This window comes from Terriglobia bacterium (assembly GCA_020072845.1).
In the GTDB taxonomy this organism is placed as follows: domain Bacteria; phylum Acidobacteriota; class Terriglobia; order Terriglobales; family Acidobacteriaceae; genus JAIQGF01.
The window spans coordinates 165,029-181,027 of record JAIQGF010000005.1 but is presented as its reverse complement, the minus strand read 5'-3'; the positions used below and the strand labels follow the sequence as shown (position 1 = coordinate 181,027).

Genomic DNA, 15,999 nt, shown 5'->3' with positions numbered 1-15,999 from the left:
GAGGATTAGGCTCCCCGCACATCACACGACCCTGTGACCCACGTCCTGCGGGTGGGGTCGGCCTATACTGTTTCCAGATCGGACCGCCCGGAGGAAACCGCCATGGCCGACGCCCAGCCCGCCGTCTATAATTCGCACGCCATGAACCTGGAACAAAAGCTGGAAGAGCTGAAGAAACGCGATCACCTCGCCGAGCAGGGTGGAGGCGAGGCGCGCCGCGCCAAGATGCGCAAGGAAGGCAAGATGACGGCGCGCGAGCGCATCGCCTTCCTGCTCGACGAGGGCACGTTCGAGGAAACCGACAAGCTGGTCACCCACCAGTGCTACGACTTCAACATGCAGGAGCAGAAGTATTACGGCGACGGCTTCGTCACCGGGTACGGCCGAATCGAGGGCCGGCTGGTCTTCGTCTTCGCGCAGGACTTCACCGTTTTCGGCGGCTCGCTCTCGCTGGCCAACGCCACCAAGATCGTCAAGGTCATGGACCAGGCGATGCGCGTGGGCGCGCCGGTGATTGGGCTGAACGACTCCGGCGGCGCGCGCATCCAGGAAGGCGTCATGTCGCTGGCCGGTTACGCCGACATTTTCCTGCGCAACACGCTGGCCAGCGGGGTGGTGCCGCAGATCTCCGCCATCATGGGGCCGTGCGCCGGCGGCGCCGTGTACTCGCCCGCCATCACCGACTTCACGCTCATGGTGGACAAGACGTCGTACATGTTCATCACCGGGCCCGACGTCATCAAGACGGTGACGCAGGAGGAAGTCAGCAAGGAAGAACTCGGCGGCGCCATGACGCACAACGCCAAATCCGGCGTGGCGCATTTCATGGCGCACGACGACGCCGAATGCCTGAGCATGGTCCGCGAACTGCTCAGCTTCGTTCCCTCCAACAACCTGGAAGACCCGCCGCGCCGCGACTGCACCGACCCGGCGGACCGCGCCGAAGCCGCGCTCGACAAGCTTGTCCCCGCCGAGTCGAACAAGCCTTACGACATCAAGGACGCGATCACCGCAGTGATTGACGACGGCTACTTCTTCGAAGTGCAGGAGCACTACGCCAAGAACATCGTCATCGGCTTCGCGCGCCTGAACGGGCGGCCGGTGGGCGTGGTGGCGAACCAACCGGCGTTCCTCGCCGGCGTGCTCGACATCGCCAGCTCCATCAAGGGCGCGCGCTTCGTGCGCTTCTGCGACTGCTTCAACATCCCGCTGATTACGTTTGAAGACGTGCCCGGATTTCTGCCCGGGGTGAACCAGGAGCACGGCGGCATCATCGTGCACGGGGCCAAGCTGCTCTACGCGTTCGCCGAAGCCACGGTGCCGAAGATCACGGTGATCACGCGCAAGGCGTATGGCGGGGCGTATTGCGTCATGGCCAGCAAGCACATCCGCGCCGACGTCAACTACGCCTGGCCGACGGCGGAAATCGCCGTCATGGGACCGGAGGGCGCGGTGGACATTGTCTACAAGCGCGAACTGGACAAGGCGAATGACCGCACGGCTGCGCGCCAGGGGAAGATTGACGAGTTCCGCGAGAAATATTCCAACCCGTACGTGGCGGCCGAACGCGGATACATTGACGCCGTCATCCAGCCACGCGAGACGCGCAAGAAGCTGATCCAGGCGCTGGAGATGTTGCAGACCAAGCGCGACAAGAACCCGCCCAAGAAGCACGGGAATATCCCGCTGTGAAGTAGGTTTTCAGGTTTTGGGTTTTAGGCGTTAGGCGAGCAGGTTGCAGCCTGGATCTAAGCCTTCAACACCAAGGGGGAAAAAATGCCAATTGCTACTTTTTCCAGTTTCACCGATGGCCTGGAGAGCGACCGAAGGAGCCGCGAACATTTCATCATCAACACCGACCTGGAAAACGACCGGCTGTGGGTTCCTTACGCGGACGGCATCTGGTTCCAACCCTGCCAGTTTAACGTTACGACTGGAGGATTCAGCCTCGTGCTCAAAGGCCTCCCCGGTTCTATGGTAGGAACTCACTACCACGTTGGAACCGTTCACGGCTACACCCTGCGTGGTTACTGGCGATACCTGGAACATGACTGGGTCGCAAAGCCTGGTACTTTCATCTACGAGCCTGCAGGCGAGGCCCACACGCTGGTGATCACCAAGGACTCGCCGGAACCGATGGTGACCCTCTTTGTGGTTGGAGGCGGCTTAATCTATCTGGACAAGGCGGTGGACGGCCGCTTTGCTGCCTACGAGGATGGATTCAGTATCCTGGAGCTGTCTCGGAAGCACTATCAGCAAGCCGGTCTGGATGTGCGCCAGCTCGACATGCTGATTCGCTAACTTCTTGGCCTAACGCCTAACGCCCAAAACCTGCCTTCCGGCTTACTCTCCGGCGACGGTCAGTCCCTCGATCCGCAGCGTGGGAGCGGCGACGGCGCCGCGAAATTCCAAGTCGCTGCCGATTTCGGCGATGTTGACCAGCATGTCTTTCAGGTTTCCGGCGACGGTGATTTCCTCGACCGGGTAGGCCAGTTCGCCGCCCGAGATCCACAGCCCCGAGGCGCCGCGCGAGAAATCACCGGTAACCAGATTGACGCCGAATCCCAGGAACTCCGTGACGTAGAGTCCCTCAGGCACTCCGGCGATGATCTCTTCGGGCGTTTTCATTCCGGGCTGGAGAAATAAGTTGCCGACGCCGATAGAGGGATTTCCGGCGAGCCCGCGCGAGGCATTGCCGGTGGTTGCGAGACCGAGTTTCTTCGCGGTGTAGGTGTTCAGCAAGTAGGACTTGAGGACGCCGTTTTCGATGACCACCGTGCGCCGCGTGGGCACGCCTTCGCTGTCGAACGGGCTGGTGCCGAAGCCGCCGCGGAGGGTGCCGTCGTCAATCACGGTGACGTTTTCGCCGGCGACGCGCTCGCCCAGCTTGCCGGCGAGAAACGACGCGCCGCGATAGATGGCGTCGCCGTTGACGGCTTCGAAAATGTGCTCGACCAGCGAACGAGCCATCTGCGGGTCGAGGATGATGGGAACTTTCGCAGTCTTCACCTTGCGCGCGCCCAGCCGCCGCAGCGTGCGTTCGGCGGCGATGCGGCCGACTTGCTCGGGGGGGTCCAGCTTTTTCAGGGTGCGCGCCACCGAATACCAGTAGTCGCGCTGCATCGAGCCGCCTTCCTGCGCCACCGGCACGGCGGAAACCGAGCAGTAGGAATTGCGGTACTCACCGACGAAGCCGTGCGAATTGGCCAGCACCTTGTGCCCGTCAGCGGCATCGAAGGAGCCGCCTTCGGAGTTGTTGATGCGCGGGTCCACCGCGAGCGCGGCTTTCTCGGCACGCCGCGCGTAGTCGATGCGCTGCTCGCCGGAGAGCGAGTAGACATCGTCAAAATAGAGATCGAGATCGCCGCCGATGGAGCCGAGCTGCCCGGGTTCGGGCAAGCCGGCGTGCGGATCCTCGGAGGTGACCTCCGCCAGCGCCAGGGCGGAGGTGACCATCTGATCCAGGCCTTCGGGGGAAAGGTCGCTGCTGTAGGTGGAAGCGGCGCGCTGGCCGCGAAAAACGCGCACGCCAATCGCCTTCGAGCCGGATTCCTTCAGCGTCTCGACCTGGCCGAGGCGGACCACAGTGGAAAATTCATTGCCTTCGCGCACCACGGATTCGGCGGCAGAGGCGCCGCCGCGCATGGCGCGGTTTACGACATCAACAGCGATTTCTTTCAGATCCACAATTGATTCCAATTTCTTCGCACCACCGAGGCACCGAGATCACCGAGGTTCACCGAGGAGGTTCAAGATTGCATTTTGTAATCTCGGTGATTCTCGGTGATCTCGGTGTCTCGGTGGTGAATCTAGCTTCCCGTTCCGCCGACGGTGATGCGGTCCACCTTCAAGGTCGGAATGCCGACGCCGACGGGAACCGACTGGCCATCCTTGCCGCAGGTGCCGACGCCTTCGTCGAGCTGGAGGTCGTTGCCCACCATGGAGACGCGGGTGAGCACGTCGGGACCATTGCCGATGAGGGTGCAGTTCTTCAGCGGCGCGGTCACATGGCCGTCCTCGATCAGGTAGGCCTCCGAAGCGGAGAAGACGAACTTGCCGTTGGTGATGTCCACCTGCCCGCCGCCGAAGTTGGCGGCAAAGACGCCGCGCTTCACCGAGCGGATGATGTCTTCGGGCGCGTCGGTGCCGCTGAGCATGTAGGTATTCGTCATGCGCGGCATGGGAATGTGCTCGTAGCTTTCGCGGCGGCCATTGCCGGTATTGGCGATGCCCATCAGGCGCGACGACAGCTTGTCGCTGAGGTAGCCCTTGAGAATGCCCTTCTCGATCAGCACGGTTTCCTGGGTGGTGTTGCCTTCGTCGTCCACGTTGAGCGAGCCGCGGCGGTTGGGGACGGTGCCGTTATCCACCACGGTGCATTTCTCGCTGGCGACGCGGGTGCCCAGCCGTCCGGTAAATGCCGACGTGCCTTTACGGTTGAAGTCGGCTTCCAGGCCGTGGCCGATGGCCTCGTGCAGCAGGATTCCCGGCCATCCGGGACCGAGCACCACTTCCATTTCGCCGGCAGGAGCTTCGCGCGCGTCGAGTTGAATGAGGGCCTGGCGCGCGGCCTGTTCGGCGAAATGCTCGGGAGTTTTCTCGTTGCGGAAGAATTCCAGCGACACGCGTCCGCCGCCGCCGGAAGTGCCTTTGGAGGACTGCCCGTTGTTGCGGGCGAGGCAGAACACGCTCATGCGGGCTAGCGGCTGCGAATCTTCGGCAAAGGTGCCGTCGGAGCCGATGACCAGAATGCGGCGCAGTTCGTCGGCGTAGCTGGCGCGCACTTCCTTGATGCGCGGATCGCAGGCGCGCGCCGCACGGTCGGCGCGCATCACCAGATCGAGCTTCTCGTGAATGTCGGAGTTGACCGAGGGGAGCGCGACGGGGTAAAGATCGCGCCCGCGGTTCTCCTTGAGGCCGACTTCCGGCTCTTTGGCGGGACCGCTGGCAATGAGCGCGGCGGTGCGCGCGGCGCGCAGGATCTTTTCCGGCGCGAGGTCGTCGGTGTAGGCGTAACCGGTGCGCTCGCCGGAGACGACGCGCACGCCGCAACCGGCGGAGATGCCCTGCGTCGCCGACTTCACCAGGGATTCGTCCACCAGGATGGAAGTGGTGGTGTGGTACTCGAAGTAAAGGTCGGCGTACTCGCCGCCCGCGTTCAGCGCAGCCGCCAGATAGCGCTGCAGATCAGTCTCGGCGATGCCGTAACGATGAAAGAAATAATGGCCGTTGCGCATGGTCATTGGATGCCGCAGGGTTGTGAACGACCCCAGAACACATTGTAACTGGGTCGTCGGTTATCGGTTGTCGGTGATCGGTTGCCGGCGACCCGGAGACTCTATTCCAAGCGAATTCAAGGAGCAGATAATTGCCGATTGCCGATTGCCGATTGTGGAACCGCAGATTCCCGTTTTGCTCCGCAGCGCTCGTTTGCCTCCATTTCTCCGTGTCTCGGTGTCTCCGTGGTGCAAGAATTAACCGTTTCGCATGAACCTGGAACAGCTAACGCGCGAGTTGGAGGAGTACCTCGCCGGCTCGACCGATGCGGTCGTGTTGGAAGACGGCGCGGTGATGTTCGACTTGCGCGAGGCGCGATACTCGCTCTCCGAGCAGCACGGGAAATGCCTGTTGCACCTGTGGTCGCAGGAACGCAATGTGGTGCGGCGGGTGCTCGAGGTGGAGCGAGCCAAGGACTCGCTGCGCATCAGCGTCCTGCGCTTCGGGCAGGCCCGCCCCGTGAAACTGGAAATTTGCCGCAGCCGCGACCGGCGCACGCCGGCGGCGAAGCAGACGGCACGCGTCCACTACCGTCCCCTGCTGACGCGGCTGATCGAGCGTGAGTTTCCCGCGCACAAGCTCGACCCGCTCACCTCCTCCACCGACCTGGAACGCTCTTTCAGCCCGGTGTACGCGCGCGGCGTCATGCGCAAGGGCAACACGTGGACGGCAGTGCTCGGGGTGAATGCGCAGGAGCTCCAGGCGTCGGTGGACGCATCGCTCACCTTCGGGCTGCTGTGGCTGGAACACTTGCGCGAGCACTGCGGGAAGGCCATGGTCGAGAGCCTGGCGCTGTTCGTGCCGGCAGGAACGTCGGCCGTGGTGCGGGCGCGCATGGCGCATCTGACGCGCGGCGTTTGCAGGTTGCGGCTCTTCGAAGTGGACGAACGCGGCGGCGAGTTGCAGGAGAAGGATTGCAGCGATGCGGGCAACATCGAAACCCGCCTGGTGCACTGCGCCGACGAAAGCAGCGCGCGCGAACGGTTTCAGCAGTCCATCGAACGGGTGCGGCCGCTTGCGCCGGAGGCGGAGATTGCGATCGTCACTCCGGGTGAAGTTGGGTTTCGGCTGCATGGGCTGGAGTTCGCGCGGGCGCGCATGGCGATGAGCGAGACATCATTCCGCGCCGCCGAGGAGCTGGTGTTCGGCGCGGGCGCGAGCGAGACGGCGGTCACGGAGGAAAACGCGGAGCAATTCGCCGCCTTTGTAGACGTGGTGCGCTCGGCGCGGCAGGCTCGCGGAGATGCGCTCCACCCGCTGCGGCGGGCGTGTCCAGAGCGCTGGCTGGAGTCGCTGGTGGTACGCGACGTTACGGCGCTGGAGGCGCGGCTCGATGCGGCGTGTGTGTACTCGCAGGTGCCGGCGTTTTCGGCCTCGGACCGCGCCATGATTGACGTGCTGGCGGCGACGCGCGAGCGCCGGCTGGCGGTGATTGAGCTGAAGGCGGACGAGGACATCCACCTGCCGCTGCAAGGCCTGGACTACTGGGCGCGCGTCAGGTGGCACCAGCAGCGCGGCGAATTCACGAAGTTCGGATACTTCCCCGGACGCGAGTTGTCGGCGGAGCCACCGCTGCTGCTGCTGGTGGCGCCCGCGTTGCACATTCATCCCGCGACCGACACGCTGCTGCGGTACTTGTCGCCGGCGATCGAGTGGCAGTTAGTGGCGGTGGATGAGCGCTGGAGAGAAGGTGTGAGAGTGGTGTTTCGGAAACATCCTTCGAAGGAATTAACCACGGATCGCCACGGATAAACGCGGATAGGAAAGACCGCAGATTGAAGAGTGAAGAGTGCAGATTGAGGAATCTCTGGCGGCAGTTTCATTCCTCGCGAACGCAGGGGTCCTTCGACTCGGGCGTGCGCCCTCGCTCAGGATGACACAGGTTGGGGCCTACACCTCGCTCAGGATGGCACTCGATTGGATTTTGTCCGATCCGTGTGAATCCGCGGCGATCCGCGGTTAGTCCTTGCCGAGCTCTGCTTCGCGGCCGCGGTTGACCCAGTAATCGCGCGCGGTTTCGCTCAGGTCGGCGGCGGGTTTTTCGCCGCGGAAGACGCGCGAGATGCCGCGCACGATGCGGCGCATCGGAAGTTCTCCATTCTCTTCGGCAAAGAAAATTTCCCCGAGTTTCGAGGAGCGGTAGTACCAGCGCTTGAGGATGGCGAGGTGCTCCATCGCTTCCTGGCGCGAGCAGGACGACGTGGGAGCGGCGGCCAGGGTTTCGGCAACGCGGGACTCCATGGAGTGGGGCTTCGCGGGTTTGCGATTTGCGGTTTGCGATTGGTGATTGGGCGCCCCTGCATCATTGCCGATTGCCGATTGTCGATTGTCGATTGGCGTGGGAGCCGCGTCCTGCTTGAAGCTGAACGTGATCGGGGCTGACAGACAGCCCGCTTGAATGCGGAAGAAGGTGACGGAATCGGGTTGCGATGAGGGCTGAATCATCAGGCCGGCGAGGCGGTCGAGGCGGCGCACAATTTCCGGGAGCTGCGAGACCACCGGCCTGAGTTTCTCCAGTTGGGCGTGCATCGCGGCGGCGGTTTCGAATTCCAGGCCGGCGGAAGCCTGGTCGCGCGCAGCGGAAATTTCACGGACCAGCGACTGGCCGCGTGAGTCGAAGAAAATCTCGACGCGTGAGACTTCGGCGGCGTATTGCTCGTCGGTGCAGCCTTTGAAGCAGGGCGCGAGGCACATCTTCATTTCCGAATAGACGCAGCCGGGAAACGCCGGGTCGGGATTCAACTCCTCGACGCAGCGGCGGATCTTGAAGAAGTCGAGCGCGTCGTTGGCAAACTTCTCCGCCGCCACGCGCGAGGGAAACGGGCCGTAATAGACGCTCTTCGCGCTGCCGAGGTGGGTGGTGATGGAGACGCGCGGGTAGCGGTTTTCCAGGCGGAAGCGAGCCAGGGGCGCGGGCCGGAGGCGCAGGCGATCCTGGTAGGTCTTGGGGAAAACCGCGCGCAGCGTCTGGTAGAGCACGAATCCGGATTCGAAGTCCGAGCCGGTGGGCGCGTACTCGATTGAGGTGACGCGATCGCGCAGGTTGAGCTTGCGGGTGCGCGCTTCGGCGGGACCGAGCAGGCGGATGAGACGCCGGCGGAGGCTGGCGGTCTTGCTGACGTAGGGCTCGGATTGCGGGTCGCTGCCGCGCAGCAGGAAAACCGCGGGCGCGGCGGGCACGGCGGCGAACAGGTCGGCGTCGCGCTCGGGGCGGAATTCGAGTTGCACGGGAAGCACGGGATCATTCTAGCGTTCATTCACCACCGAGACACCGAGGACACCGAGATTCACCGAGAAATGACTTGTTTCCTCGGTGCCCTCGGTGGCTCGGTGGTGCAATTCGCTAGCGGAAGCTGGCGCTGCGGTACTTGGTGCGGAAGTCCTCGCCCTCCATTTTCACCACCTTGCACATTTCGTGGAGGCGGGAACGCATGCGCTCGCCGATGCGGTCGCCGAGGGTTTCCTTGCGGGAGGCGCGAAACGTGCGGGCGCGCTCGCCATCGTCGAGATCACCCTTGGAGGGCGGAAGGTCTTCGAAGTTGGTGGTGATGATGGTGGTGCGCTCGTGGTTGTAGCGGGTGTTGAGAATGTGGCTGACGGTGTCCCACACCCATTCGGTGGGCTTGACGGCGCCGAGTTCGTCGAGCACGAGCACCTCGGTATCGAAGATGGGGCGCAGGACCTGCATCTCGGTGACGGCGACGGTGGCGTTGTAGGAATTCTGGATTTCCTTGAGCAGCTCGCGGTAGTCGTAGAACAGGCAGGGAATGCCTTTGGCGACGACCAGCTCTTTCAGGATCCCGACCGAGAGGTGGGTCTTGCCGACGCCGATGGTGCCGGTGATCAACAGGCCGGCCTTCTCGACGGGGTATCCGGCAACGAAACGTTGCGCCGCCATCAGCGCCGAGGAGAGCGACGGCTGCGAGTGGCCGTTCATGATTTCGAAGTTGGAGAGTTCGCAGTGTTCGTAGCGCCGGGGGATGCGGGCCTGCGCGAGCAATTTCTGATTGCGTTCCTGGCGGCGGCAGTCGCAACGGGTGACGCGGCGATCGCGGCCCGCGCCGATGGTCTTCCAGCCGGTGTCGTCGCACACCGGGCACAGCCTGGGCGTGTCCATGGGGTACCGCAGATACATTGCGGCAAGGCGAAGACGGGCGCAAGAGCAATTCATGGTAACCCGCAAGGCGGACGGTGGATTAGCTGTGGAGGGCGGAGGAAAACCCGCTAGGCCGAACTGTCGATTGCGGAATTGCAATTGGCGGCGGTTTCGGCGGCGTAGCTAAAGCGTCACGCTGCGGGCGCGCTTCGTTGTGCTAACGTATTTCGCTTAACTAGTTTTCTCGGAACGCAGAGCGTCCTCATGAAGATGAAAGTCCGCAAGGCCGTGTTCCCGGCTGCCGGTTTAGGAACACGCTTTCTTCCCGCCACCAAGGCGCAGCCGAAGGAAATGCTTCCGCTGGTGGACAAGCCCATCATCCAGTACGGCGTCGAGGAGGCGATGGCGTCGGGCTGCGACCAGATCATCATCGTGACCGGGCGCGGCAAGAGCGCGATCGAGGACCACTTCGACGTCAGCTACGAATTGGAAAAGATGCTGGAGGAGCGCGGCAAGACCGACCTGCTGGCGGTGGTGCGCCACATTTCCGACATGATCCACATCGCCTACGTGCGCCAAAAGGAGGCCATGGGTCTGGGCCACGCGGTGCTGATGGCGCGCGAGCTGGTGGGCAACGAGCCCTTTGCCGTGCTGCTCGCCGATGACGTGATTGACGCCGAGGTGCCGTGCCTGAAGCAGATGGTGGAAGTGTTCGAGGAGATGCAGTCCTCGGTCATCGCCACGCAGACGGTGGAGGGCGCGGCGATCTCCGCCTACGGGGTGGTGGACGCCACGCCGGTGGACGGCCGCTGGGCGGGCAAACTATTCGACATCCGCAACCTGGTGGAAAAGCCGCGGCTTGAGGAAGCGCCGTCCAACCAGGCGGTGATCGGGCGCTACATCCTGACGCCCACCATCTTCGAGATGTTGGAGAGCACGCCGCTGGGCGCGGGCGGCGAGTTGCAACTCACCGACGGAATGCGGCAATTGCTCAAGCGGGAAAAAATTTACGCGTTCAACTTCGAGGGCAAGCGCCACGACACCGGCGACAAGCTGGGATTCCTGAAAGCGACGGTGGAGTTTGCGCTCAAGCGCGAGGACCTGGGCGGCCCGTTGCGCGAATGGATGAAGAAGCTGGAGCTATAAGGCCGCCGCTCTCCGGCCCGATTCGACGGCAGTTACCATTTTGGGGTCAATCACAAGAAAATGTGATCTGCAACGTATACGCCTCCGCCAATCGGTGCGAAGGTGGAAGTGCGTAATGGGAATACGCGCGGCGGGCCTTCAACCCGGCCCGACCGCTGGAATCGCGAGCTGATCCGGAGACTCGCAGCCCCTCCGATTCACTCCCACATATCATCCGCTTCGCGCGGCAGGTAGGGCCATGGCTTCCGACAGCAGCAAGTATCGCAGGTTCGAAGAGGAATACCTGATCCCGGTCGGCTTTGGCTGGACGGTGCTGGTGATCGCGCTCTATATCGCGGAGGTGGTGTTGCAATAACAGGCGCCAGTCGCCAGGCTGCAGGCGCCAGGAACATCCTGATGACGCAAGCCTGGAGGCTGGCGACCGGCGACTGGCGACTGTCACACGTGCACGCCGGTGAGCGCTTCGCGCGCGGCGGCGATGGTCTGATGGATGTCCTCATCGGTGTGGGCCGCGCCGAGGAACGCTGCTTCGAACTGGGATGGCGGCAGATACACGCCGGCGTCCAGCATGCCGTGGTGGAAGCGCCCGAATGCGGTGGTATTGCAGGTCGCCGCCCCCAGCCAGTCAGTGACGGTTTCCGGGGTGAAGAACCAGGTGAACATCGAGCCGACGCGGTTGGCCGTGACCTGCAGGCCGGCATCGAGGGCCGCTTCGGTGACCATCGTGACCAGAGTGGCGGCCATGCGTTCCATGCGGCCGTAGATTTCGCGGTGGTCGCGCAGATGGCAGATGGTCGCCAGGCCCGCCGCCATGGCCAGCGGATTTCCCGAGAGCGTTCCCGCCTGATACACCGGTCCGAGCGGCGCAATCATGTCCATGATGTCGGCCGGGCCGCCGTAGGCGCCGACCGGCAAACCCCCGCCGATGATCTTGCCGAGCGTGGTCAGGTCCGGGCGCGTGCCGTACAGTTCCTGCGCGCCGCCGAAGGCGACACGGAATCCCGTCATCACCTCGTCGAAGATGAGGAGCGCATTGTCCCGGGAGGTGAGGTAGCGGAGCGCGTCCAGGTAACCCTTCCGCGGCGGGACACAACCCATGTTGCCGACCACCGGCTCAACGATGACGCACGCGATCTGCCCCGGGTACTTCTTGAACGCCTCCTCGACTGCGTCAGGATCGTTGTAAGGCAGCGCGAGGGTGAACTGGACGAACTCCTCGGGCACACCGGCCGAGCCGGGGATGCCGAGCGTCGCCACGCCGGAGCCGGCTTTCACCAGCAGCGCGTCACTGTGTCCGTGGTAGCAGCCTTCGAACTTGACGATATATTTGCGGTGGGTATGGGCGCGGGCCAGGCGGATGGCCGACATGGTCGCTTCCGTGCCCGAGCTGACAAAGCGCACGTGCTCCATCGAGGGATAGGCATCGAGCACGGCCTCGGCGAGATCAATTTCCGAAGGGGTTGAAGCGCCGAAGCTGGTGCCGCGGCGGGCGGCGTCGATCACGGCCTCGACCACGGCGGGCGCGGCGTGGCCCAGGATCAGCGGGCCCCAGGAACCGACGTAGTCAATGTAATCGTTGCCGTCGGCGTCCCAGATATGGGCGCCCTGGCCGCGGGTAATGAAGGGCGGATCGCCGCCGACGGCGCCAAAGGCGCGCACCGGCGAATTCACACCGCCGGGAATCACGGCTTCGGCGCGACGGCGGAGTTCGCGCGATTTGTCGAATCGGCGGGCCATGGGGACCTCGAGTACGCGGAATGTAATCGCACACTATACCAGCGGACCGCACACAGACGGGCGTGCGCTTGATCACAAACGCGCAGGTCCTTTTCCTGATCACCACCGAGTCACCGAGTTCACCGAGATTCACCGAGAATGTCTGTTCCTGTTTTGAGACGTCTTACTCGGTGTCCTCGGTGTCTCGGTGGTGCAAACCGACTACAATCGCGTCGGGGTGCATCGGAGTCATCGTGCAAGACGTACGCGTCACCAACTGGACCGAGCTGAACCGCGAACTGTTCGAGAACACCTGGAACGCGGCGATTCTCCGCTACCGCTCCAATCAGGTGTATCGCGGCATGGGCGACGCCACCGGCGATCTACGCACCGGGCTGATGAAGCTCGGCGGCAACATCCGCGAAGTGGAATTCCACATCCTGCGGAATTTCAAGAAGTACGCGCACACCGACACGGTGCGCGAAGATTCGCAGTGGAACTGGCTGGCGGTGGCGCAGCACCACGGCGTGCCCACGCGCCTGCTGGACTGGAGCTACTCGCCCTACGTCGCGCTGCACTTCGCCACCGAGGACCTGGAGCGCTACGGTTGCGACGGGATCATCTGGTGCGTCGATTACGTCTCGGTGCACAAGCTGCTGCCGAAGCCGATGCGCGAGGTGCTGGCGGAGGAGCGGTCGAACGCGTTCACGGTGGAAATGCTGGAACGGGGCGCGCCGTCGCTGGCAGCAATGGAGAAGCAGTCGAAAGAGCCCTTCGCGGTCTTCCTGGAACCGCCCTCGCTGGACCAGCGCATCGTGAACCAGTTTTCGATCTTCTCGATGATGTCGAGCCCGGTGGCGCGCTTTGACGAGTGGCTGCTGAAAGAACACACCGAGCTGGTGCGGCGGATCATTATTCCGGTGGACCTGAAGTGGGAGGCGCGCGACAAGCTCGATCAGGCCAACATCACCGAGCGCGTGCTGTTCCCGGGACTGGACGGGCTGGCGCGCTGGCTGACGCGGCACTACACGCCGAGAACTTAAATGGAATCTAAGTCAGGCGCTACTGTGGTGCTTAGCCTGCGACTGTTGGCTAGAGATCACCCGCCGGGAGTCCCGATGTGGGCGTAACTTACGATAAGGACTGTTATCAACAGTTATGACAATGTTAAGGTTCTTCTGACGCATGCGGACTCTTTCTCTCCTTGTCCTTCTCGCCAACCTCGCTAGCGCCGAGGACCTCTCTCGCATCGAGCACTCGCTGCGGCAATCCTACGTGACACAAACCCGAACGCTGCAGAAGTTTTATTCCGACTCCCACTTGAAATACGACGCCTCCGGTGCGCTCGTCGGTCCCGGCCACCCTGGCTCGTGGACGCTCGGATACGTCACGATTAATCGCCTGAAGCTAACCCAGTCTCAGCTCGAAGTGCGTGGCAATCGCGTCGCCGTCCGAATCGATGAAACGAATCACAAGTCGTACATCCGCGAGAATGAGGACGTGCGCATCGACATAGCCCTCTCCGCCACGCCTGACGAGGCCACCTTACGAAGCGCTATGGATCGCGTATTCTACATGCCTGATACGAGCATTGCCTCTGACGTGCCCGACTACTGGCGCGATCTGCTTAGCGGAAATGTAGTCCGCGCGGCGAGTCCGGACGGCCTTCGACCTTTTAGCTTCAAGAACGGTTGCCCGTCCGGTATTTCGACGGACACGCCTCTTCAGGCCGAACCTTCCGGAGTCCAAAAAATCGTCTGCGACGGGCTGACCATTTATTTCGCCGTCAAAGGCGGGGTGAAACCGCCCAAGGCGCTGCACGCGCCAGATCCGCAGTACGCCGAGGTTGCACGTCAAGCAAAGTATCAGGGCACTACCGTCCTGTGGCTGGTCGTCGATCAAACCGGTCGCACGCAGATGATCCGCATTGTCCGCGCCATTGGGATGGGCCTCGATGACGCCGCAGTCGCGGCCGTTCGCACCTGGCTGTTCCAGCCCGCAGAACTCAATGGCCAGTCGGTCGCCGTCCAAATCAATGTGGAGGTCAATTTTAGGCTCTACTAGAAGGCCTCTCGTAAATGAACCGAACTGAGCAACAAGTCCTCGAAGTTGTTGAATCGACGATGCTGTGCTTTGCGCTCCAACCAAGCATCAGTTCATCACGGTCATGCAGTTACAACAACTTACGCTTGTGTTGCAAGAGCTGATTCATTTGTGGGACTGCTTCTAGTATCTCCGCTCCGTGGCACATTGACGTGTGAAGTGCCTTGCCCGTTGTAACTATTGATAAATCCCCTTAGCGTAAGTTACAAGCGCGTAACCGGACTACGCATTGTAGAAACCGTGTCGAGATGTCCCTGGCTCGGGTTCGGTTGGGTACTAAACACTCAAAATCACCAACAGAGGCAAGCCAGTTCTGATCATTCGTTGCTGATTACTTCCTCATTTCTTCCTCGCACCGCGTAATACACGAGCACGCCCAGCAATCCCAGAATGGCGCCCAGGCCGAGCGCGGTGAAGGGGCCGGTGCGCTCGCTCTCGCCGCGGACGAAGGTGAGCACCAGCAAGGCTGCCGGTCCGATGCCCAAGGCAGCCGCGCCCGCGATGCCGCCCGGGGCGCGAAAGCGGCGCGGCAAATCCGGCTCGCGCACGCGCAGCACGACCAGCGCGACAAATTCCAGCAGCAGCGCCACGCCGTACAGGATGATGTCAATCAACACCAGGCGTTCGAAGCCCAGCGGCAGGCATACCGTCCACGCCACCGCGCACGCCAGGATCGAAACCCAGGGCGCGCCGGTCTTGGGGTGCACGCGCAGGAATGCCGTGGGCAGATATCCATCCTGCGCCATGGCGAAGGGCACGCGCGTATACGACAGCACCAGCGCGTTGGTCATGCCGAGGCCGCAGATCATGCCGCCCGCCACTACGGCCAGCCCCAACCATCGCCCGCCAAGCGCGCCCGCGGCCTGCACCCAGGACCCGGTCGTCCAGGTGCCCGGGTCAATGCCGGCCACCATGGCCGCTGCCACGGGGATGAGATACACGACGGCGACCAGCACGGCGGCGCCGATCATGGCGCGCGGATAATTGCGCTGCGGGTCCTCGACTTCGCCGGCGATGGTGGACGCGTTGTCCCAGCCCATGTAATTCCACATCGCGACCGACACCGCGCCCAGCAAGTCCACGGACGCACCGTGATGAACCACACCTGTGAGAGGCGAGCGCCACATCGCGTAAACCGTCATGGCCGCGAAGGGGAACAGCAGCACCAGCATGAGGTACACGGAACTGGTGCCGACGGCGCGGATTCCCGCGATGTTCCAAATGGCGGCAACGGCGACGATTGCGGCGCCGACCAGCAACCCGTTGCGTCCGCGGCCCAGCGAGGGCGCGATCTGCCCCAGGTAGAGGACAAACAGCGTGGGGTAGATTGCCATGTCGAAGATGCTGGCCAGCATGGAGAGCCACGCTTCCTGAAATCCCCAGAACGGCCCCAACGCGCGCCGCACCCAGACGTAGTAGCCGCCTTCCTCCGGCAGCGCGCCCGAAAGCTCTCCCACCATGAACGCGGTGGGCAGGCTCCAGATGAAGGGCAGCACCAGCAGGACGATGAGGGCGCGGCCGTACCCCGCCTTTTGCACCAACTCCTCCAGGCCGTAGGGGCCGCCCGACACCATGAAAAAGGTGGCGGCGACCAGCGGCAGCAGGCCGAGCGAGCGTCGTACGCGGGGAACGCGAGGCATGCGGCGAATATACAGAAATCG

The 15,999-nt window shown here is 63.1% G+C and carries 12 protein-coding genes; 6 read left to right on the top strand and 6 right to left on the bottom strand.

Annotated elements, in window-relative coordinates; all coding sequences use genetic code 11:
* The first annotated feature begins 141 nt into the window (after positions 1-141).
* Together LAN70_05540 and LAN70_05535 are read left to right on the top strand one after the other, a co-directional pair.
* Complete coding sequence (locus LAN70_05540; GenBank protein MBZ5510618.1) at positions 142-1,692, top strand: acyl-CoA carboxylase subunit beta; 1,551 nt, start codon at positions 142-144, stop codon at positions 1,690-1,692.
* 84 nt (positions 1,693-1,776) lie between these two features.
* Positions 1,777-2,301: a 2,4'-dihydroxyacetophenone dioxygenase family protein gene (locus LAN70_05535; protein ID MBZ5510617.1), complete on the top strand. Its 525-nt coding sequence runs from the start codon at positions 1,777-1,779 to the stop codon at positions 2,299-2,301.
* Positions 2,302-2,343: 42 nt separating this feature from the next.
* Here the strand turns inward: LAN70_05535 and LAN70_05530 are convergent, their stop codons facing one another.
* The gene (locus LAN70_05530; protein MBZ5510616.1) at positions 2,344-3,645 is read right to left on the bottom strand and encodes a TldD/PmbA family protein; all 1,302 of its coding nucleotides are present in this window, start codon (positions 3,643-3,645) and stop codon (positions 2,344-2,346) included.
* Between the two features lie 164 nt (positions 3,646-3,809).
* Complete coding sequence (tldD, locus tag LAN70_05525) at positions 3,810-5,243, bottom strand: metalloprotease TldD (protein MBZ5510615.1); 1,434 nt, start codon at positions 5,241-5,243, stop codon at positions 3,810-3,812.
* Positions 5,244-5,487: 244 nt separating this feature from the next.
* Between tldD and LAN70_05520 the strand changes: the two genes are divergently transcribed.
* Complete coding sequence (locus LAN70_05520) at positions 5,488-7,029, top strand: hypothetical protein (GenBank protein ID MBZ5510614.1); 1,542 nt, start codon at positions 5,488-5,490, stop codon at positions 7,027-7,029.
* A 207-nt stretch (positions 7,030-7,236) separates the two neighbouring features.
* On the opposite strand, the gene LAN70_05515 is transcribed toward LAN70_05520, so the two are convergent.
* Together LAN70_05515 and LAN70_05510 are read right to left on the bottom strand one after the other, a co-directional pair.
* Positions 7,237-8,514, bottom strand: a complete 1,278-nt coding sequence (locus LAN70_05515) for a hypothetical protein (GenBank protein ID MBZ5510613.1) — start codon at positions 8,512-8,514, stop codon at positions 7,237-7,239.
* Between the two features lie 106 nt (positions 8,515-8,620).
* Positions 8,621-9,394 (bottom strand): ATP-binding protein, encoded by a 774-nt coding sequence (locus LAN70_05510; protein MBZ5510612.1) that lies wholly within the window; start codon positions 9,392-9,394, stop codon positions 8,621-8,623.
* Between the two features lie 249 nt (positions 9,395-9,643).
* Between LAN70_05510 and galU the strand changes: the two genes are divergently transcribed.
* Positions 9,644-10,519 (top strand): UTP--glucose-1-phosphate uridylyltransferase GalU, encoded by an 876-nt coding sequence (gene galU, locus LAN70_05505; protein ID MBZ5510611.1) that lies wholly within the window; start codon positions 9,644-9,646, stop codon positions 10,517-10,519.
* 438 nt (positions 10,520-10,957) lie between these two features.
* Here the strand turns inward: galU and hemL are convergent, their stop codons facing one another.
* Positions 10,958-12,256 (bottom strand): glutamate-1-semialdehyde 2,1-aminomutase, encoded by a 1,299-nt coding sequence (gene hemL / locus LAN70_05500; GenBank protein MBZ5510610.1) that lies wholly within the window; start codon positions 12,254-12,256, stop codon positions 10,958-10,960.
* A gap of 233 nt (positions 12,257-12,489) precedes the next feature.
* Between hemL and LAN70_05495 the strand changes: the two genes are divergently transcribed.
* Positions 12,490-13,278, top strand: a complete 789-nt coding sequence (locus tag LAN70_05495) for an FRG domain-containing protein (protein ID MBZ5510609.1) — start codon at positions 12,490-12,492, stop codon at positions 13,276-13,278.
* Between the two features lie 142 nt (positions 13,279-13,420).
* Positions 13,421-14,299 (top strand): energy transducer TonB, encoded by an 879-nt coding sequence (locus tag LAN70_05490; protein MBZ5510608.1) that lies wholly within the window; start codon positions 13,421-13,423, stop codon positions 14,297-14,299.
* Between the two features lie 356 nt (positions 14,300-14,655).
* On the opposite strand, the gene LAN70_05485 is transcribed toward LAN70_05490, so the two are convergent.
* Positions 14,656-15,978 (bottom strand): APC family permease, encoded by a 1,323-nt coding sequence (locus tag LAN70_05485; GenBank protein ID MBZ5510607.1) that lies wholly within the window; start codon positions 15,976-15,978, stop codon positions 14,656-14,658.
* Positions 15,979-15,999 lie beyond the last annotated feature (21 nt).